Annotated in this window: 21 protein-coding genes; 6 read left to right on the top strand and 15 right to left on the bottom strand. The window is 42.7% G+C overall.

The features are described from left to right. Positions 1 to 3: 3 nt before the first annotated feature. The gene (locus tag Q0895_RS00795) at positions 4 to 204 is read right to left on the bottom strand and encodes a hypothetical protein (protein WP_299184763.1); all 201 of its coding nucleotides are present in this window, start codon (positions 202 to 204) and stop codon (positions 4 to 6) included. A gap of 76 nt (positions 205 to 280) precedes the next feature. Next, positions 281 to 520: a hypothetical protein gene (locus Q0895_RS00790; RefSeq protein WP_299184761.1), complete on the bottom strand. Its 240-nt coding sequence runs from the start codon at positions 518 to 520 to the stop codon at positions 281 to 283. An 845-nt stretch (positions 521 to 1,365) separates the two neighbouring features. On the opposite strand from Q0895_RS00790, the gene ftsY reads away from it, so the two are divergent. Beyond that, positions 1,366 to 2,274, top strand: a complete 909-nt coding sequence (gene ftsY / locus Q0895_RS13440) for a signal recognition particle-docking protein FtsY (protein WP_366139904.1) — start codon at positions 1,366 to 1,368, stop codon at positions 2,272 to 2,274. A gap of 51 nt (positions 2,275 to 2,325) precedes the next feature. After that, positions 2,326 to 2,907 (top strand): methylated-DNA--[protein]-cysteine S-methyltransferase, encoded by a 582-nt coding sequence (locus Q0895_RS00780; protein ID WP_299184757.1) that lies wholly within the window; start codon positions 2,326 to 2,328, stop codon positions 2,905 to 2,907. Between the two features lie 95 nt (positions 2,908 to 3,002). Here Q0895_RS00780 and Q0895_RS00775 read toward each other — a convergent pair whose 3' ends face one another. After that, positions 3,003 to 3,752 carry a YebC/PmpR family DNA-binding transcriptional regulator gene (locus tag Q0895_RS00775; protein WP_299184755.1) on the bottom strand — a complete coding sequence of 250 codons (750 nt, stop codon included), beginning with the start codon at positions 3,750 to 3,752 and terminating at the stop codon, positions 3,003 to 3,005. Positions 3,753 to 4,102: 350 nt separating this feature from the next. Here Q0895_RS00775 and Q0895_RS00770 point away from each other — a divergent pair, with 350 nt between their 5' ends. Further along, a complete protein-coding gene (locus tag Q0895_RS00770) occupies positions 4,103 to 4,933 on the top strand; it encodes an ion transporter (protein WP_299184753.1) in 831 nt (276 codons plus the stop codon). 25 nt (positions 4,934 to 4,958) lie between these two features. Here the strand turns inward: Q0895_RS00770 and Q0895_RS00765 are convergent, their stop codons facing one another. Beyond that, positions 4,959 to 6,260, bottom strand: coding sequence for an AarF/ABC1/UbiB kinase family protein (locus Q0895_RS00765; protein WP_299184751.1), 1,302 nt, complete (start codon positions 6,258 to 6,260; stop codon positions 4,959 to 4,961). A 144-nt stretch (positions 6,261 to 6,404) separates the two neighbouring features. Next, on the bottom strand, positions 6,405 to 6,953 hold the full coding sequence (aroQ, locus tag Q0895_RS00760; RefSeq protein WP_299184749.1) for a type II 3-dehydroquinate dehydratase: 549 nt from the start codon (positions 6,951 to 6,953) through the stop codon (positions 6,405 to 6,407). Positions 6,954 to 7,458: 505 nt separating this feature from the next. On the opposite strand from aroQ, the gene Q0895_RS00755 reads away from it, so the two are divergent. Beyond that, entirely contained in the window at positions 7,459 to 7,674 is a 216-nt protein-coding gene (locus Q0895_RS00755; RefSeq protein ID WP_058368907.1) for a cold shock domain-containing protein, read from the top strand. 176 nt (positions 7,675 to 7,850) lie between these two features. Next, positions 7,851 to 9,041 carry a DEAD/DEAH box helicase gene (locus tag Q0895_RS00750; protein WP_299184747.1) on the top strand — a complete coding sequence of 397 codons (1,191 nt, stop codon included), beginning with the start codon at positions 7,851 to 7,853 and terminating at the stop codon, positions 9,039 to 9,041. A 110-nt stretch (positions 9,042 to 9,151) separates the two neighbouring features. On the opposite strand, the gene Q0895_RS00745 is transcribed toward Q0895_RS00750, so the two are convergent. The 7 genes from Q0895_RS00745 to ilvA all read right to left on the bottom strand — a co-directional run bounded on the left by Q0895_RS00745 (position 9,152) and on the right by ilvA (position 15,439). Continuing rightward, positions 9,152 to 9,973, bottom strand: a complete 822-nt coding sequence (locus Q0895_RS00745) for a sulfite exporter TauE/SafE family protein (RefSeq protein WP_299184746.1) — start codon at positions 9,971 to 9,973, stop codon at positions 9,152 to 9,154. 94 nt (positions 9,974 to 10,067) lie between these two features. Continuing rightward, on the bottom strand, positions 10,068 to 10,367 hold the full coding sequence (gene ccoS / locus Q0895_RS00740) for a cbb3-type cytochrome oxidase assembly protein CcoS (protein ID WP_299184745.1): 300 nt from the start codon (positions 10,365 to 10,367) through the stop codon (positions 10,068 to 10,070). A gap of 119 nt (positions 10,368 to 10,486) precedes the next feature. Next, positions 10,487 to 11,263, bottom strand: coding sequence for a YdcF family protein (locus Q0895_RS00735; protein WP_058368903.1), 777 nt, complete (start codon positions 11,261 to 11,263; stop codon positions 10,487 to 10,489). After that, a complete protein-coding gene (gene murB / locus Q0895_RS00730; protein WP_299184743.1) occupies positions 11,253 to 12,365 on the bottom strand; it encodes a UDP-N-acetylmuramate dehydrogenase in 1,113 nt (370 codons plus the stop codon). Before murB ends, Q0895_RS00735 begins: the two co-directional genes overlap by 11 nt. Before the next feature lie 163 nt (positions 12,366 to 12,528). Beyond that, entirely contained in the window at positions 12,529 to 13,029 is a 501-nt protein-coding gene (locus Q0895_RS00725; protein WP_299184741.1) for a low molecular weight protein-tyrosine-phosphatase, read from the bottom strand. 230 nt (positions 13,030 to 13,259) lie between these two features. Beyond that, the gene (locus Q0895_RS00720; RefSeq protein ID WP_299184739.1) at positions 13,260 to 13,682 is read right to left on the bottom strand and encodes a S4 domain-containing protein; all 423 of its coding nucleotides are present in this window, start codon (positions 13,680 to 13,682) and stop codon (positions 13,260 to 13,262) included. A 203-nt stretch (positions 13,683 to 13,885) separates the two neighbouring features. Then, entirely contained in the window at positions 13,886 to 15,439 is a 1,554-nt protein-coding gene (ilvA, locus tag Q0895_RS00715; RefSeq protein ID WP_299184737.1) for a threonine ammonia-lyase, biosynthetic, read from the bottom strand. A 269-nt stretch (positions 15,440 to 15,708) separates the two neighbouring features. On the opposite strand from ilvA, the gene rpiA reads away from it, so the two are divergent. Beyond that, the gene (gene rpiA, locus Q0895_RS00710; protein WP_299184735.1) at positions 15,709 to 16,368 is read left to right on the top strand and encodes a ribose-5-phosphate isomerase RpiA; all 660 of its coding nucleotides are present in this window, start codon (positions 15,709 to 15,711) and stop codon (positions 16,366 to 16,368) included. A gap of 95 nt (positions 16,369 to 16,463) precedes the next feature. Here rpiA and argF read toward each other — a convergent pair whose 3' ends face one another. From argF to dnaB, 3 genes are all read right to left on the bottom strand, one after another. Beyond that, positions 16,464 to 17,387 (bottom strand): ornithine carbamoyltransferase, encoded by a 924-nt coding sequence (gene argF / locus Q0895_RS00705; protein ID WP_299184733.1) that lies wholly within the window; start codon positions 17,385 to 17,387, stop codon positions 16,464 to 16,466. Positions 17,388 to 17,595: 208 nt separating this feature from the next. Next, positions 17,596 to 18,702 (bottom strand): alanine racemase, encoded by a 1,107-nt coding sequence (alr, locus tag Q0895_RS00700; protein ID WP_299184731.1) that lies wholly within the window; start codon positions 18,700 to 18,702, stop codon positions 17,596 to 17,598. A gap of 211 nt (positions 18,703 to 18,913) precedes the next feature. Beyond that, positions 18,914 to 20,314 (bottom strand): replicative DNA helicase, encoded by a 1,401-nt coding sequence (gene dnaB / locus Q0895_RS00695; RefSeq protein WP_299184729.1) that lies wholly within the window; start codon positions 20,312 to 20,314, stop codon positions 18,914 to 18,916. Positions 20,315 to 20,409 lie beyond the last annotated feature (95 nt).

The following is a 20,409-nucleotide window of genomic DNA, read 5'->3' as shown; positions in this document are numbered from 1 at the left end:
GTGCTATATTGTTTTATGTCCACCAACGATGACACTGGCGGTTGGTTTAAAGTCTTGGGTTGTGCTACAGCCGGTGGTTGATAACAGAAGTATGGAGATAACTGTCGCAAGTCCAATATTAATAATAGGTGCCAAACGAAAAGGACGTGCGTCAAGGTTATCATTGGCTTTATGAGTTGATATGGTTGGTATTGACGATGACATAAGTATTCCTAATATTTAGTTTGTATAAACAGCGCTTTTTGAACTCATCTTTCATCTCAGTATGGCGTTACAAATATTACAAAATCTTTTTTAGATCATTAATCAAGTCAGCTGTTGGCTCTAACGCTTGCAAAGATGCGCAGCCGACTGTCGAAAAAGACAATACTGCTAATAGCAAAGATAGACCTAGCAGCTTAGCTTTTCTATTGATAAGAGCATACTTAGTGTCAGACTTTATAGACTTTGATAAATACTTGCGCTTGCCCTGCGGCAAAGCTACATGTTTTGAGATGCAGGTTTGTGTTAAAGGTGGCATAGCAGTTCCTATTCAGTGAATAAAGAGACCGGACGTCTAACAAATAGCTCAAGGGGATAAGTATAAGCTTGACTGTAGCGAAATTTACTTTTAGCAAGGTCAGATTTTTGTGTCTAAACCTTAACCAAATTTTATGATAACTTTGCTATTACTGTATCATTAGCTATCACGGTCAGCGCTAAGCGATACTTGAATTATGCTAAACTAGCACAAAAATGAAGCTTTCGTTTTGATGAAATTAAATACACGAATGTTAATTGCACTATTATCCATTACAAAATAAATATATTACTGACATTATGAACTTTTAGGGCAAGCTTATGAACAATCCAAATAATGCCAATCGCGTGGTCATCAACCTTGATGGTAGCCTCGATGATTTAGATGACGATGATATTACCTTACCGAGTCTACCGACGCAATCAGTCCCCATTATCGATGAGCCTGACACCGTCATCAAAGCTGATGAGCAAAATCACGACGTCAGTCAGACGACAAGCACAGACACAGCAGGTACAGAGTCAGCAGAACATATAGCGCTGGGTGCACCGATTATAATGCCTAAAGGGCAGCGTACGGGCGATGATTCTCTGGTTAGCGATGATCAAATCGAAAATAAGGTTAGTCCTACTGCTATACCGAAAATGCCGCTACAAGAGCAGTGGACTGACAATACTGCCAGCAAGCATCTACCCGCTGAGGCCAAACAAACCAGCACTGACGATGCTATAAGGCAAGCTGCACCAAGTACGCCCCAAGCAATGACTAGCGATGCTACAAGCCAAAAAGAACAGTTGCAAGAAGACGAGACGCAGGGTCGCCGAAAAGGCAGCTGGTTCAACCGCATGAAGTCAGGGCTAAGTAAGTCGCGTAAAAACCTTGCCGAAGGTATGGTGAGCATCCTTATTGGCGGCAAAGAGATCGACGATGAGCTGTTAGAAGAAGTAGAAGACCAACTGCTAGTTGCTGACATTGGTGTCAATGCGACTAACCGTATTATCAAAAGTTTAACTGAGCAAACAGCGCGTGGCGATTTGATTTATGCGCATTCTTTATATAAAGCACTGCAAAGTGAGCTTGTGGACATATTAACGCCAAAAGTTGCACCATTAGTCGTCGATACGAGCAAAAAACCATTTGTTATTTTGGTTGTGGGCGTTAATGGTGTGGGTAAAACGACCACTATCGGTAAGCTTGCCAAGCGCCTACAAGGCGAGGGTAAATCAGTCATGTTAGCGGCTGGTGACACTTTCCGCGCTGCCGCCACTGAACAGCTACAAATTTGGGGTGAACGTAACAGCATTCCGGTTGTCGCACAAGGTCACGGCTCAGACAGTGCTTCTGTTATCTTTGATGCCATGCAGTCTGCAAAAGCCAGAAATATTGATGTATTGATAGCTGACACCGCTGGGCGCTTGCAAAATAAAACGCATCTGATGGCAGAGCTTGAAAAGGTAGTACGTGTCATGCGTAAAGCGGATCCAAGCGCACCCCATGAGGGCATGATCGTTCTTGATGCGGGAACGGGTCAAAACGCCATCAACCAAGTTGAGCTGTTTAACAAAGCAGTACCGCTGACAGGTATTACAATCACAAAACTAGATGGTACGGCTAAAGGTGGCGTTGTGTTTAACATTGCCGAAACTACTGATGTACCTATTCGCTATATTGGGGTTGGTGAGTCAATCGATGATTTGCGTGCCTTTAGTCCAAAGCAGTTTGTTGCAGCACTCTTTGATACAAATGAAAGTTAAGCTTTTTTGCAGTTTTGGTATCATCTTATTGGCACTAAGTTGGAGACAGTTATGATAGTCACTACAGCAAAGTTTGATCAATATCAGCTAATTATAATGGCCAATATTAGTCAGGATAATACGCCCAAGCTTACTGAAGTTAACTGGCTTGTAGAAGGTCAATCATGGTGTTACTCAAAATCATTCGCTAAGCTCAAAAAGCACTACCAGCTTAGCGATGATGATTTTATTTTTATAGACAAAGACGACTTAAACAGTAATGATGCTACTCAATCTTTACTACTGACGGCCATCGACCAGCTTTATGAATATACTAGTGGCAAACGCAATACTTTTGATTTGCCGTTAGATATCTCTTTGGGCACCGAATTTCAGCAAAAAGTATGGCACGCTCTACAAGGTATCAATCATGGCGAAACCATCAGCTATGCCACACTGGCAAAGCGCGTTGGTAACCCTAAGGGCTTTCGTGCGGTGGCTAACGCCAATGGCAAAAACCCTTTTAGTATTATTATTCCTTGTCACCGAGTGATTGCTAGTGATGGCAAGCTGGGTGGTTATACTGGTGGATTAGATAAGAAGCGTTATTTACTTGAGCTTGAGAGGTCGATGAGCAAGTCCCAATGTCAATAGTTATAATAAAAGGGTATGAGAAGCAAAAAAGCCAAACGCTAAAAACGTTTGGCTTTCTTATATTAAATTGTTAGTTATTAAATGAGCAATGATATCTATTGTTCAAGTTGTGCCATTACATCAGCAGAGAAGTTTACGTTGCTATAAACCTCTTGTACATCATCTATGTCTTCTAACATATCAATCATTTTCATGACTTTTTCGGCATCATCGACATTGTCTATCTCAGCAGTGGTGGATGGCGACATGGTCACCTCAGCATTGTCAGAAACCAATCCAGCTGCATTGAGCGCATCTTTGACTTGGCCAAAGCTGTCTACTTCGGTGATAACAAGTAGTGATGTTCCGTCGTTTTCAATATCAAGAGCGCCTGCATCTAGTGCAGTGAGCATGACTTCATCTTCTAAGCTTACGTCATTAAAAGTGATTTCACCGCGCTTAGTAAATAAATAAGCGACTGAACCTGAAGTGCCAAGATTACCATCGAATTTGGTAAAGGCGTGACGCACTTCACTGACGGTACGATTGACATTGTCAGTCATCGTCTCGACCAAGACAGCGACACCGCCCACACCATAACCTTCATAGCTGATCTCATCCATGTTTTCAGTATCGCCGCCACCTGTGCCACGATCAACCGCGCGATTAATGGTATCGCGGGTCATATTGACCGACAAGCCCTTTTCTATAGCGGCACGAAGACGTGGGTTTTTGTCAGGATCAGGATCCCCTTGTTTAGCGGCAGAAACGATTTCACGAATAACCTTGGTAAATACTTTACCTTTTACTGCATCCTGACGGGCCTTGCGATGTTTGATGTTTGCCCATTTTGAATGACCTGCCATATTATATCCTTAAGTGCTATATGCTTTTTAGTATGATCTCAATGTCGTCATACCTAGTGTAAATGCTGCGTTATAACCAATTTTGTCTATTTTTAGTGCGTACCAATCTCAGCATAACCAAGCGTCGTATGTGCTGCTATGACGTTATAAGCTTATACTGGCGTGAGCAATTTGTATGTTGTTGAGCGCTATTTTTTGCTACACTGTGGCATCTTATATGTTGCAACAACGGCTATAAACGATCAATATTATAGACCAATTTTGCGTATTTTGACTAATTTGCGCTTATTCATCACACTTTAAATCATTAAGTGCTATCTAGCCATTGATTTTATGAAGCCACTGACTCTATGAAGCAACCGACCGCTGAAGCTATTACTCATTTACGTAACCGCATTCATATTATTATTGAAGGCACAGATACCCGTTTGGGTAAGCTCTTTGATATTGTATTATTGATTGCGATTTTGGCCAGTGTGGCCGTAGTAATGCTGGATAGTGTGCTATATATGCGCTTGCAGTATGGCACGCTGTTTTTTTATGCAGAATGGTTTTTCACCATTTTATTTACAATTGAGTATAGTCTAAGATTATTTTCAGCACCAAATCGTTTTCGTTATGCTTTTAGTTTTTTTGGTATAGTAGATTTGTTGTCGGTACTGCCAAGCTATCTGAGTCTGATGTTTGTAGGTGTACAGTATTTACTTGTGATACGTATCCTGCGTATTTTACGTGTTTTTCGTGTTCTCAAGCTCAAAGCTTACATGCAGCAAGCAGGTTTTTTGGCCTCGGCACTTAGAACCAGCCAGCAAAAAATCACCGTGTTTTTCTTGTCGCTTGTCCTATTAGTGACAATCTTTGGCTCGGTCATTTATGTGGTGGAAGGACCAGAGAATGGTTTTACAAGTATTCCATTATCTATTTATTGGGCAGTCGTTACCATGACGACAGTAGGTTACGGGGATATATCGCCAAAGACACCGATCGGACAAGCAATTGCGACCATGGTCATGATTACTGGTTACTCGATCATTGCAGTGCCAACAGGAATCTTTACCTCAGAGCTGGCGCGTAACATGCGACCCCAGCTCAATCCTATTACTTGTCCTAACTGCGGAAAGTTTGGCCATGCTGTTGGAGCTACGTTCTGTGATCGTTGTGGTCATGCACTGCACGTCTAAAAATCTTTGCTACCATTGCGTTTGTTTATAACTCAATATATTCATCGACCAGGGGCGAGAGATCAATTTCAACGCCAAGGTTCACCAAGTTCCAATATTGTCCTGATACAGTACGATCAAGCATCATCGTCGTTGCAGAAGGCTGAAACTGACCAAAGTACTTTAGGGACGTACGCATTTGGGTAATGACTTCATGATGTACTTGACTGCTAGAAAAGTCAAAAGCGCCTACTTGATACGGTACAATAGATAAAGGTTTGAGACCAATAGCGAGCCACTCTTGATAAAACTCGCCAGGAATGTCAGTGTCATCAGTCCGGCGTATTCCTAGCGCAATCAGGTCTTGTTCAAGAGCAGTTACATCTCCTTTTATGGCGTGCCTTGCAAACCGCCGAAATAACTGCACTTCGTTATCACTATAGCTGCGAATACCCCCAAAATCATAGGCGACTACGCTACCATCAGCTCGAAAGGCAAAGTTACCTGGATGAGGGTCACAGTGCATTCGGTATAACCCAAATAGCTGACCTGCTGTAAAATGGAACAATCTTACTGCTATTTTTTGCTTAATATCATTATCCCACGACGCAGCTTCGGTTAACGTCTCTCCCAGCTCTTCTGTTAAAGTTAAAATGCGTTTAGAAGAGTGGCTGCCAATGACTTTAGGTATGATAATTCCTTCATCTTCAGCATGAAATGCGCCAAATACCCGTAAGTTATGCGCCTCTTTAGTATAGTCAAGCTCATCGTATAGGCTTTGTCTTATCTCATTAAATAGCTGATCTTGCAAGTCGCGGCTCATATTGAGCACGCCGGCAATCTTCAATGCCATACGTACTTGTTTTAGGTCACTATCACAGTTTTCATCAACGTCAGGGTACTGGACTTTTACCACGACCTTTTGTCCAGAGGGGAGAGTGGCTCTATGTACTTGTCCAATAGACGCTGCTGCAAAAGGGGTTTCTTCAAATTCAGCAAATAACTCGTCAATAGGTGCTTTAAGCTCGCGTTCTACCTGCATACGTATCTGCACATATTGCATGGGCGGTGCATCTTTTTGTAGTTTTTCTAGTGCTGTTGCGACTTCTGGTGGAAATACATCTTTGTATTGCGAGGCGATTTGTCCCACTTTCATGACAGCACCTTTCATCTCGCCAAGGGTCTCAGCGATTTGAACACCCACATCTTGCATCAGCGCTGAGCGTGCCTGCAAACGTTTTTCTTCGTCACTAGAGAGGTGCTTTAGTGAGTTTTTAGCGGCCTTTCCTGCAATACTCGCAGTCATGCCAGCAAGTTTCATAAAGCGTTTTCCGGACGATTTTGCCATTCATATCACCGTATATTAAATTTTTGGTTTTTTGTCCAAATATTAAAAATTGACTTAAGAACAAACCACATTTGATGCAATTTTCCCGCCAATAAGAACATTTTCTATCAACACCGCGTTGACGTTTTTCAATACTATATTTTCTTAAGATTCATTTAAAGTAGGTATTAGTGCAGAATTATCCAGATCAATATCGTATAGATTTACCAGCCAGTAATCGAGCGCCATCTGATAACCCAAATGACCCAAACCACATATTACTCCCACTGCCACATTACTCAAGTAAGAGTGATGACGAAAAGGTTCACGAGTATGAACGTTTGAGAGATGCACTTCTATAAATGGCTTTTGAGTGGCCAGCAAGGCATCGCGAATGGCGACTGATGTATGAGTAAACGCAGCTGGATTAATGATAATAGCATCTACTTGTGAGCCTTCATCTGCTAATAGACCATGCTGTTGAATCGCATCAACGAGCTGACCTTCATGGTTGGATTGAATACAAACAAGCTCAACATCGTGACGGGCTGCTTGTGCTGTCAAACGTGTTTCGATGTCGCTAAGCGTGGTGTGACCATAGATGTCGGGCTCACGCTTGCCTAGTAGATTTAGGTTGACCCCATTAATGAGCATTATTTTACGTGTGTGGGGATTGACTGTTTTTTTGGCCGTTACTGAAGAAGGGTCACTCATACGTTTCTCTATTAATTAAAGGGAAGGTAATATTGGATACTCACAGTATAAATAAACAATAAACTGATTTGTCAGATATGGGACTTTATCACAATAGCTCAATTATAAGTTTATAAAAAATTACATAGAAAACTTACCTAAACGTTAAAAATCATGTTAAATGGCTTTGTGTTGCTAAAAACCCATGCTATGATATTTTTAAGTAGTAAGTCTTGCAACTGTGTTGCTATTGCTTTTGAAGCAGTTATAAGGAGCAATCATCCTCAAGTGATGACGCAACATCGGTAGCAAGCGTATTGAGACACGACGACTTCAACTAAGAAGGCGTTTTTATTATTCAATAAAAATAAGTGTCCTTATGTACTTTAAGTACAAATTTTAAACAATGGCATTTAAATCGTTATTTAATAAATGGTTTAAATACTGATTTCATAGTCTTAGACCCCGTTTACATGCAATGTCGCAAAGGAAGTTGGGGCTGAGTGTAATTTTAGGAAGCAATATTATGTCAGATCGTGAGCAAGGTGTCGTTAAGTGGTTTAATGATTCAAAAGGCTTTGGTTTTATTCAACGTAACAGCGGTGAAGATATCTTTGTCCATTTCCGAGCGATTCAAGGTGACGGCTATCGTTCTTTAAAAGATGGCGAAAAAGTTGAGTTCAACGTAGTTGAGGGCCAAAAAGGCCTGCAAGCTGAAGAAGTCAGAAAAGTAGAAGACTGATCCATTTATTATAGCAGTTTAGGTTTAATAGTTTTATTGACTGCTGATATACTACTGAGTCAAGCCTGTCTAAGATTACCAATGTTGAACTGATTGCAACATGGGTGTATATAGACTTTGGGCTTGGCTTTTTTACGTTAAGGCTTTATCAAGGTTTATAGTAAGCTTGTTATGACATGAGTCTGTTGCCACTAATATATAAGGATGATTTTTTGAGTAATTTTACGACATTTACTGATCTACCACTCTCAGAGCCAACATTGCGGGCGATCAGTGATTTGGGCTTTACTGCACTAACGCCTATCCAAGCTCAAATATTACCACACACCTTAGCGCATCAAGATGCAATTGGGCAGGCGCAAACGGGAACAGGAAAGACGGCGACTTTTTTAATTACTATCATAGAAGCTTTACTCAAGCGTCCTTTTCATCATGAAGAAAAACGGCATTTGGGCGAGCCGCGTGCTGTGATAGTAGCACCGACGCGTGAGCTTGCCCAACAGATTTTTGACGATTGTATTGCTTTGACAAAATATACAGAATTGCACAGTGTGTGTATTATGGGCGGTACCAATTACGAGACTCAGCAACACGAGCTTGAGCGTCAATACGTTGATATTTTGGTTGCGACACCTGGACGTTTGATTGATCTTATGCACAAAAGCATGCTCTATTTGGATCGTGTAGAGGTGCTAGTATTGGATGAAGCGGATCGTATGCTTGATATGGGTTTTATTCCTGATATCAAGCGCTTGGTTGGGCGGATGCCAGCGAATACGGATCGCCAAAGCTTATTGTTCTCAGCGACGTTCAATCAAGATGTTATGAATCTTGCTTACCACTGGTTGCACGAGCCACAGTTTGTCGAAATTGAACCTGAACACAAGACTAGTGAGCTGGTAGACCAACATTTTTATCTATTAACAGAAGATCAGAAGTTAGAGGCGTTGCAGCGTATTATCACTGATACGGCAGTAGACAAGGTTATCATCTTTGCCAATCGTAAGGATCAAGTGAAGCGTCTGTATCACAAACTGCGACCAGCTCATAAAATTGTTATGTTATCAGGTGATGTGATTCAGCAAAAACGTGAAAAATACTTACAGCGCTTTAAAGATGGTCATGCATCAATATTGGTTGCAACCGATGTGGCAGGACGCGGTATTCACGTCGATGATGTCAGTCACGTAGTTAACTATACCTTACCAGATCAGCCAGATGATTATGTACATCGTATCGGTCGCACAGGGCGCGCTGGACAAACAGGTATTAGTATCAGCTTTGTAAGTGAAGATGATGCTTTTAATTTACCAGCGTTAGAGAAACATCTGGATACCAAGTTTAGCCTTGAGCAATGGCAGCAGTAATGCTATTGATATTAATATAGCTACAAAAAAGCCTGCAACGATATTAACGCTGCAGGCTTTTTATTTGAAATGCTTTTTAACTATGGGGTTTTAACTCAATCGAAGGGTAACTATTGAGAATGATTCATAGTGTTTGAGTCGGTATCCATATTATCCATATCGTGCATACTATGATTCATTTGGCTCATATCATGAGAGTCTGTCTCAGACATCAAGGCAGAGTGGCTACCATGATTCATCTGCGTATGACCACCGTGGTGCATATTAGACATCGCAATAGGCACAAGGGCAACAGCCAAACCAGACACTACCATGATGGCTCCATTTAGCTGGCGCAAGCGAAAGCGCCCAATCTTATCGCGCATCCAGTGAACTGTCTCATGAGTGGCAACTAACATCGGTACTGTACCGAGACCAAAAACAAACATCAGCGCTGCACCGCCTATAGGGTTATGAGCGACGACTGCGATGAGGAGGGCGCCATACACGAGACCGCAGGGCAAAAATCCCCATAATAAACCAGCCACTAGAGCACGTGGAAAAGTAGTGAGCGGAAACACTTTTTGGCGTAAGGGGCTAAGAAATTGCCAAAAACGCATACCAAAACGCTCAAGCTTGGTCAAAAATGGAGCACCCAGCATAGTGACGCCAACCAGCACTAAAACCGCGCCCAGTAAAAGACGCGGCATACTATTGCCTATCATCAGAGGCTCAAGTACGGTTGTACCAATCAATCCTGCCAGCAAACCCAAAAACGAGTAGCTAAGCAGACGTCCAAGATGATAAGTAGCTACCAAAACACGGCGCTTGACTGGACTGACATCCTTCATTGACAATCCAAACGCACTTACCAATCCGCCACACATGCCCAAGCAGTGCGGTGAACCAAAAAATCCCATTAGTAATGCTGCAACTAATAATGCTGTGGTCATAAGCAGCACCTCTCAAAATAAGTAGTAAACGAAGATAGTATTCTATTAAAAGTCAAAACAATAATGTCCTCCTAAGAAGCAAAGTTTTAAAACTTTAATGCTGCTCTTTATTATCGAGACCAGCGTTATCATTAGTATTCAGTGGTTTACGAGTATCCAAATCCAAGCTTTCGGCATCAGCAGCAGTAGACATAGTATCCGTTTGCTCAGCAGAATTAGCTGGTTTATGCGACTGGATAACTTGACGACGCTCTTGACGATCATCCAATATAATGCGCTGTGAGGCGTTGTCTAAATCCTCAAACTGATTGGATTTTACAGCATAACGAACGGCCCAAATAGCTACCACGAACAGCATCAAGCTTAGTGGAATCAATAAAAATATACTGAGCATGGCAAACCTCTTAAATAGCCGTTTATTCTATTATTATACACTTATTGCAAGTGTGATAAATTTAACTTTATAAGTGAAATTCATGCAATTAAATCTGCACAGTTTTGAGACATTCGTATCTATTGATCAAAGGTTTTGACTGCGTTACCTCGGGGCGTTAATAATTGTTGAATGCTGACTTCATCGGCAAGTCGGCAATCTAATTGTGGGCGCAAGACATCGCGTAAATAGGCAGCTATTTCATAAACCGCACGTCTTGAATGGCTTAAGTTTTGTGCAGGTTCCATCCAATCAAGTGGTACAGGAAGCGGTGCATTTATAGGCGTGCTATGAATTCCATTTAAGGCAAATTGTCTACGTGCTCGTGCCATATGATAATTATCGGTAACAAGGTAGACATGGTATAAAGGCACGCGCTTGGCGGTAAACCGTGCATTTTCACAAGTATTCATACTTGCATTTTCGCTAATAGGTTCATCGATGCCATGCTCTATAAGCCACTGACTCATCCAAGGCGCTTCTGCGCCACTGATAATGATAGGTAGGGGTAAGTCATGATAAGCAATAGCAGCGGTACGAATACGGTTGAGGCTATAACCATTAAGGATAATTTGGTTGTTGTTGTCGTTCGTAAGACCGCCACCAAGGACAACGTAGGCAGAGGGTGTTGAGCCCATATCAGTAGCTGGTATCGCAGGCAATGACAAATGATCAAACACATAAATAACTGCACGAGAAAATAGTGGCGTGAACAGACTAACAAGAACCAGTATAATCGCTGTCGAACCCAATAAAAAAGTTATATTGATGATACGGAACACTTTAATCATGCGTTCAGCTGCGCGCAAGTAGTGACGGGACAGCTTATGAGACCATGAGCGCTTCTTAGACCCCATGCTCACCATATCCAACTGTACCATCAGCATTAACCCAAACCGGCTCACGAGCTAAAGTGATGGCAAACTTTTTATAAATACAGCTTATGATATGGTTTTGGGCTGCTACCACATCAGCTTGGGTGGCTTGATAAGGAGCGTGATTGGTAAGGACTAATGCTTGTTTTTTATGGGTAATAATTGGTTCAATACCGCCACCTTTTAAGCCTGCTTGCTCTATTAGCCAACCTGCTGCAACCTTGACTGTCGAATCTGGCATCGGGTAACCGACGATATCAGGATAGATGGTCTGTAATGATGTAAACTGGCTTTGAGTGATAATAGGGTTTTGAAAAAAGCTACCGCAGTTGGGTAGCTGGCTAGGGTCAGGGAGTTTTTGTTGTCGTATATCAATGATAGCGTGCATTACATCTACAGGAGCCAATTGACCACGCCCTTGCTGCTCAGCATAGCGTTGAGCCACTGTATGCACATCACCATAACTGGCCAATACCTTTGTTGCATCGGTATGCAAACGAAACCCCACCCGGCTGATTAGCCAAGTATTCGGTGTGCGCTTAAAAATACTATCGCGGTAGCCAAACCCACAGTCAGCAGCAGTGAGATGGTGCCAAGCTTTGGTCGGTAAGTGATAAGCGCGAACATACTGCAAACGGTCCTCTAGCTGCACACCATAGGCGCCGATATTTTGTACAGGAGCTGCACCAGTGAGCCCTGGAATTAATGCTAAATTTTCTAGTCCGTACCAGCCTTGATTGACAGTATGAATAACCAAATCATGCCAGTTTTCACCTGCCATAACCTCAATATCGACATAGTCTTGGGTCTGATCGATAAGCGTAATGCCACGCATGTGCGGTCGTAATACGATCGCTTGCAGCTGCGTGGGCAATAGGACGTTGCTACCACCAGATAGCACAAACAATGACGGATTAGGCTCAGTATTGTTTGTGTAACTTGCTATAAAATGGTCTAGCTGTGCCTCGTCCGTCAACGTCACTACAGTATCAGCGATGCAAGCGAGCGCCATCGTATTGGCGTAAGACAGATCATGCAAGCAATCGTACTGAGCATTAGGAGCATGGTGCAAATCTATAGACATAACACGACCTATTAGACAAATAAATAAAAGCTATCCAAGCAACAGCTGAATATCAGCTAGGCTTTAATGCGCTGGCTATTATAAGGGATATACGGTATAAAAGCAGATAAAATGCTTGGATTTTGCTGTTTGGTATTATGACACTTACTCATTCAAACAACCCTTACATAGCCTTCCAGCTCTCTATCCATGCCTTCGCGCTCGACTCAATACGTTCAATGACATCTTCAAAATCATCTCCGTCACCTTTATAGGGATCTGGAACGTCATCACCGCCATAAGTAGGATCTTCTTCGCTAAATAACGCCAGTTTAGCCAACGATTCTTGCGATGTATTATCAATGCCATCTTTCAATTCTTGCAAGTCAGCTAAATTCTGAGCATCCATCGCTAGGATTAAATCAAAGTCACGAAAGTCATCAGCATTTACTTGACGTGCAACCAATTTACTAATGTTGTAACCATGACCCTTAGCATGACGCTGCGATCTGATATCAGGGGCATTACCAACGTTCCAATCACCTGTACCTGCTGAATCCACCTTTATAGAAAGCCCTGCAATAGCAATTTGTTGACGAAAGATTTCTTCAGCAGTTGGTGAGCGACAGATATTACCTAAGCAAACCAATAAGATAGAGGATGGAGCGGAAGCTTTAACCAGCATAACATGACCTTTTATGACAAAAAATGCTATAGAAGACGAATATTGGAAATATGGTCCATTAGCGTGTCAGTATATAAATGAGTTGATACTAATCTAGAGAAGCAATAACAGACAGTTATTCTTGCTCATTTTAACAGTTTTATTTGAAAATTATTATCATTTAGCGTGATTTGTCGAGCGTAACGGATAATATCGTGAAAGACAAGCACACAGACTTAACAGTAAAGTTTTTAATCCTTTTGGTGTTTAAAACGTTGTAAGTCACGGCGCTGCTTTTTATTGGGCTTATTATCAGGGCGTGCAAGATTGGCAAGTTTGCGCTGCTCAGCATAGTAAGCGCGGCGCTCTTCGCTCTCTTTAGTCTCTGAATACAAAACTTGGGCGGCAGTCGCGTTGCCACGCTGCGCAGTGAGTGCCTCAACAATGACAGTTTTTTCAGTCATGGCAGTGGCTGAACCTTGGCGAATGGTTAATTCATCGCCGACCGAAATCTCTTTACTGGTTTTCACGCGACTGCCAGCATAGTGTACTCTTCCGCTTTCAATAGCTTGCTTGGCAAGAGTGCGCGTCCGATAGAAGCGTGCGGCCCATAGCCATTTATCAAGACGAATTTTGGTCAAGGCTTGGTTTTTATCATCAGTATTATTCTTCATAACTGCTACTCTATATCTATTTCTATATCAAATAAGATTAGGGCAACTTTAATATTTGCAAATAGATTTTTGTTATGAATAATACTGAGCGTTGAGTAATAGGAGCTGAATGATAGTTGTAAGCGACCACTCATATTAAAAGAGGTCGCTTACTAAAAGAGATCGTCTATCACCATTATTTATAGAACCGCTGTTTCACTATACTATTTTAGGAACAGTTTATAGCCAACATTGTCGTTGAGCATGGTACAGTTATAACCGATGTCGAGTAGGGCGTCTTGTAATTGCCGTGAATTGCTTTCAGAGGCTTGTAGACCGACTAGTACTCGTCCTTCAGCTGCACCATGATTGCGATAATGGAAAAGCGTGATATTAAAATCATCACCCAACTTTTCTAAAAATGTCAGTAATGCTCCTGGACGCTCAGGGAAGGTGATTTTTAGCAACTGCTCGTTTTCGACATGAGCATGACCTCCAATCAGATGACGAATGTGTGATTTGGCGATATCATCATCTGTTAAATCATGTGCTGTGTAGCCATCAGCTGTCAACTGATCGTTAATGGTTTGACGTTCTCTCTCACCATCTTTTAGAGCGATACCGACAAAGATTGAGGCCGGCTCCATTGAGTCTGGCGACTTTTTGCTGTCAGCACGGTAGTTAAACTCAGTAATATTACGACCATGTAAGCTGCGGCAGAAATTTAAAAATGCGCCAGTTTGTTCAGGGATTGTCACCCCAAAGATGGCTTCTTTTTTCTCACCAATCTCAGTACGCTCGGCAATGTAACGCAGGCGGTCGAAGTTCATATTGGCGCCGCAAATGATGCCGACGCAGTTTTTACCTTGTAGATTGTTAGCTTCGATATACTTTTTCATACCAGCGACTGATAATGCGCCAGCAGGCTCGACGATACTACGGTTTTCTTCAAAGATGTCTTTGATAGCCGCGCAGACTTCATCATTGGTACAGGTTATGACTTCAGGCTCAACAATCGGCCCTGAGTGATCGCTTTTTTGCGTACGTACAACGTCAAAAGGTAATTCGCCAATTTGAGCAACTGCCACACCGTCGACGAACAATCCTACTTGCTCAAGTCTGACTCGCTTGTCTGCTTGTAGTGCTGCTTTAAGAGAAGCTGATTGTTCGGCTTCTACGGCGATGACTTTGACATGTGGAGCCACTTCTCCTAAGAATGCTGCGACACCTGATATGAGGCCACCACCGCCCACCGCAACGAAAACATAATCCATATTGCGCCATTGTTGGGTTAGCTCAAGTCCGATGGTACCTTGACCGGCGATGACCAACTCATCATCGTAAGGGGGGATAAAAGTTAAGCCTTCACGCTCAGCGCGTTCGATCGCATAGCGGTTGGCTTGATCGAAGCTATCACCATGCAAGTCGACATTGCCGCCAAGCGCTCTCACCGCATCTACTTTGATATCAGGTGTCGTCGTTGGCATAACGATAATGTTGTTCAATGCTAAATTGCGGGCAGAGTAAGCAACACCCTGAGCATGATTACCCGCTGATGCACAAATGACGCCGCGCGCTTTTTGCGCATCACTTAATTGGCTAATGCGGTTATAAGCCCCGCGCAATTTAAAGGATTTGACTGGTTGCAAATCTTCACGTTTAAGTCGAATATCATTGGTAAAACGCTGGGTCAGCTTAGGTGCAGCTTCAAGTGGAGTTTGAATAGCAACGTCATAAACCGTGGCTTGCAAGATGGCTCGTACCCAATGTGATAGCATAATAATCCCTAAACAAGTGATAAATGAAGATAAAAATGAAATAGATTAGCCTATGCTGATTTTGACTATCTTGCAAGACTCAATTGCAAGTTTTGCTTAAAATTTGATGCTGTAATAGATATTAAATGCTTATCCTTTATAAGTAGCACAACCAAGTAAAGACTTAATGAGAGTTATCATTACGCTAACATCGATTAAAATCATCAGTTATAATAGCCGCGCATTTTACCTTTTTTATAGTGTTAAGTTTATTTTGCCAAGGATTTATGATGAGCGATCAGCAAGCACAAAAGCAAGCCGCAGCCAAAGCTGCTCTAAGTTATATTGAAGATGACATGATACTTGGAGTAGGCACAGGCAGTACGGTCAACTGTTTGATTGAATTGTTGCCTACCTTAAAACTTGCTGGTGCTGTTGCCAGCTCACAGGTCACCGAAGACAAGCTACGCGCTTTGGGTATCGAGATAGTTGATCTAAACTTTGCCGGAACGCTCGATGTCTATATTGATGGCGCAGATGAAGTAAACGCGCAACTGCAACTGATTAAAGGCGGCGGCGGTGCACTCACTCGTGAAAAAATCGTCGCTGCGGCATCTAACAAGTTTATATGCATGGTCGATGAGAGTAAAAGTGTCGATATACTAGGGCGCGCATTTCCAGTGCCGATCGAAGTGCTACCGCAAGCCCGCTCGTATGTTGCTCGTCAGTTGGCTCGTCTGGGCGGCGAACCTGTCTACCGCGAAGACTTTGTCACGGACTATGGAAATGTGATTTTAGATACCTATGATTTAGATGTGAGTAATCCAATAGCCCTTGAAAAAGAGCTAAATAACATCGTAGGCGTGGTCTGCAATGGTATCTTTGCTGCCAATCAAGCAGATGTATTACTAAAAGCAGGTAGTGACGGGGTCACGACACTGTCCCGTTAACTTGTCATTGAGTATTGACTAAATAAAAAAAAGACAGAACACAATGTGATCTGTCTTTTTTTTGCGTGATCGTTATAAGCACTTTGTTTGGTTATCTATGCAGGTAGTTTAATTTTATCTTTTAATAAAAATTCCATTAAAGCTTTTTGTGCATGTAGGCGATTTTCTGCCTCATCCCATACTACTGAGCGTGGATCATTGAGCATATCATGAGAAATCTCTTCGCCGCGATGCGCAGGCAAGCAATGCATAAACACCACTTCAGGATCTGCTTTATCTAAGAGTGACGGTGTGACTTGATAAGGAGCAAAACGACGTGCGCGAGTATTTTGCTCAGACTCTTGGCCCATACTTGCCCAAACATCAGTGACGATTAGGTTAGAATCTTTTGCGGCATCTTGGACATTTTCAACCAAGCTGACGCAGTGTGAAAAGCGCTCCATTAACTTAGGATCTGGCTCAAAACCATACGGTGCTGCGACGCGTAGCTCAAAACCAAACTGATTAGCAGCTTGCATAAATGACGAGCACATGTTGTTACCGTCACCAACCCACGTTACGATTTTATTTTCGATACTGCCGCGATGCTCATAATAGGTCTGCATATCGGCGAGCAGTTGGCAGGGATGAAACTCATCGGTTAGGGCGTTGATAATAGGGACACCTGAGTACTTGGCAAAGGTCTCAACCTTTTCGTGACCAAAGGTGCGAATCATTATGATATCGACCATACTTGAGATCACGCGGGCAGAGTCTTCTAAAGGTTCACCGCGACCAAGCTGCGTATCGTTTGGCGACAAAAAGATGGCGTTACCGCCAAACTGCCCCATTCCCGTCTCAAAAGAGATACGCGTGCGAGTTGATGACTTCTCAAAGATCATGCCAAGCGTACGTCCAACAAAAGGCTGATATATCTCGCCTGCGTGTTGCATCTTACGCAGCTCGCTTGCGCGTTTGATTAGGTTTTCTAGTTCTTGTTTGGTTAAATCAGATAAGGTCAAAAAATGGCGCAAACTCATAGCAGTCCTAGCAGTCGATCACAGTCAATGAAACGTTATCAGCCGTCAATGGCGACAGGAAGCTACCTAAGCCGTGGTGACAACAAACTTTTAGTATAGCGCAATTACTTTCAATGTAAACGCCAAATTTTGATAACCAATGGCAGTCAGCTAACAGGACTGCACAGGTAGATTAAACAAAAATGCCGTTAATTTTATAAACGTAACCCTATGTCCGCTTAGGGCGTGCGCTCAATCTACACAGTAGCTCATAGCCAATCGTACCTGCATGACTGGCCACTTCATCAACGTGTGGCATAGCGCCCCACAGCACAACTTTACTATCAAGCTTAATATCTACTAGAGCTGCACTCAAATCAACCACAATCATATCCATAGCGACTCGACCACGAATAGGGCAGCGATAGCTTATACCACTATCAGCATCTACAATACAAACATAAGCATCGTCGCTAACGACACGTGGATAGCCATCACCGTAGCCGATACTAACGAGAGCAGTCCTAGTATCTTGCTCTGCAGTCCAGCGGCTACCATAGCCAATAGCCTCTCCAGCATTGACTACATGCATAGCCATAATCCGGGCGCTAAACTCCATCGCAGGCTTTAGGTTTAAGTCGATAGCCGACTGATCGATGACAGGGGAGCTACCATAGAGCATGATACCTGGACGTACCCAATCATGATGGTGTTCAGAAAAGTTTACTACGCCTGCAGAGTTACACAATGAGCCTTCGACACTTGGGGTTATATGCTGTTGCAAATACTTCAACATGTCAGAAAATCGCTGTATTTGAATGGCGTTTAGCGGATGGTCACGATCATCAGCATTTGCAAAATGTGTCGTAAGAATAAGATGATAACCTGCATCGTGCAAATGCTGTGCAGCTTCTATAACTGTCTTTTCATCAAAACCTAAGCGATTCATACCAGTATTGTATTTTAGCCAAACCTGCCGCGCTGGGCTATCTGCTGCTGGAACGTTCTCTAACGCCCAGTCTAACTGCGGTGTGTGATGAATCACGCAGCTACAAGCATTATCGATAGCCTGCTGCCATTCATAAGCGCTAAATACCCCTTCAACTAGGCCAATTGTTTTATCCCATCCCAATTGCCGTGCCTCTAACGCCTCAGTAAATGTTGCAACACCAATACCATCCGCTTGCTTTAAAGCTGGTAATACAGCGGCCACGCCATGACCATAAGCGTTGGCTTTTACCATTGCCAGTACTTTAGCATTAGGCGCACGTTTTTTGACTTGAGTTAAATTATGGGTAAGAGCGGCAGGGTCAATAGTAATGTTAGCAGTGCGCATAGTTCACTTCTTTATTAGTGTTTGGACGTTGGATAGTAGTTATAAACAGCATTTATAGTCAATTCGCTATAAAAACGATACAGCAATACTGGGATAAGTTTTTCGCAGCCTCTGTCAGCGTAGACATAGCAAGCAAGAAAAATTTATACCAGTTGCGCATCACGTTACAACGTAATGATTCTATAATAAATTGATAGTTATTAATTGGGTATTATTCATCGTCAAAAGTCGCCCCTTGATAATACTCGGGCGTAAGGTTGATAAAGCGGGTAAATTGACCTTCAAAACCTAAACGTATCGTACCGATAGGGCCATTACGCTGTTTACCGATGATGACCTCAGCCACGCCTTTATGATCTGAGTTTTCGTTATATACCTCATCGCGATAAATAAACATAATCAAATCGGCATCCTGCTCGATCGCGCCAGACTCGCGCAGATCTGACATAATTGGACGCTTATTGGGCCGGTTCTCCAAGCTCCGGTTCAGCTGCGATAGGGCAATGACTGGGCATTCAAGCTCACGAGCTAGGGCTTTTAAACTGCGCGATATCTCCGATATTTCTCCAACACGGTTACCATCAAGACTGGGAACTTTCATCAATTGTAGATAATCGACAATAACAGCGCCAATCTTACCATCGTGGTTTTTTGCGATACGGCGGCAACGTGAGCGTAGCTCCGATGGTGGCAGGGCAGTACTGTCATCAATATATAAATGTTTAGATTGTAGATGCTGAATTGCGTTCATCATCTTTGCCCATTCATCTTCATTCATTTGTCCTGAGCGCAGATTGGTTTGATTAATCGCGCCCCACGAAGACAACAGACGCATTACGATAGACTCTGCAGGCATCTCCATAGAAAATACGACGACGGGCAGGTTTTCGTTAAACAATACACCTTCTGCTAGGTTCATCGCAAAAGTGGTCTTACCCATAGAAGGACGTGCAGCGACAATAATCAAATCGCCCGCTTGTAGACCTTGAGTTTTGTTATTTAACTCAGCGAATGGGGTTTGCAATCCAATCATACCGTCAGGATTGGATTTGAGCTCTTGAATTTTATCGATTACGTTGGTCAATACTGAGGTGATGCCCACAGGTCCGCGCTGCTCAGCACGTTTATTATGCTGCTCGTTGATGCTAAATATCTTACCTTCAACGTTATCTAAAATATCACTTACGGTTTGATCTTTTGGGTTATACGCTAGGGTTAGCATATCGTTACCCGTGGTAATAAGCTGGCGCAAGGTTGATAACTCTCGTACACGCTGAGCGTAGGCGGTAAGGTTAAATAGTGTCGCTGGACTTTGACTTAAAATATCAGCCAAATAGCTGTCACCACCAGCCGTCTTGAGCAGCTTTTGAGCCTCCAGCCAGTCATGCACCATAACAGTATCATAAGGCTCATTTACCGCTGCCAAGTGAGCGATGGCATCGAATATGTGCTGATGACGGCCTGCATAGAAGTCATCTTTGGTAACGATATCGGCAATCTTGTCATAGGCTTCTTCGATACTCATCAAAGAAGCCAGCAGCGCTTTTTCAATATCTATATTGTGCGGAGGCTGCTGGTTGAGTAAGTCGTCGGTTTTACTGGTGTCTGCCATGTGTACCTAAGTGTATGTATGAGTTGATGTATTAATAAGTTAATGCCGCTAAAAAAACACAGATATTGTGCTTACAATAGACGTTATATTATAAA

Origin of the sequence: uncultured Psychrobacter sp. (genome assembly GCF_947495825.1) — a bacterium.
Taxonomy (GTDB): Bacteria; Pseudomonadota; Gammaproteobacteria; order Pseudomonadales; family Moraxellaceae; genus Psychrobacter.
Note: the sequence above shows the minus strand (reverse complement) of the source record. Positions and strands in the feature narration are given on the sequence as shown.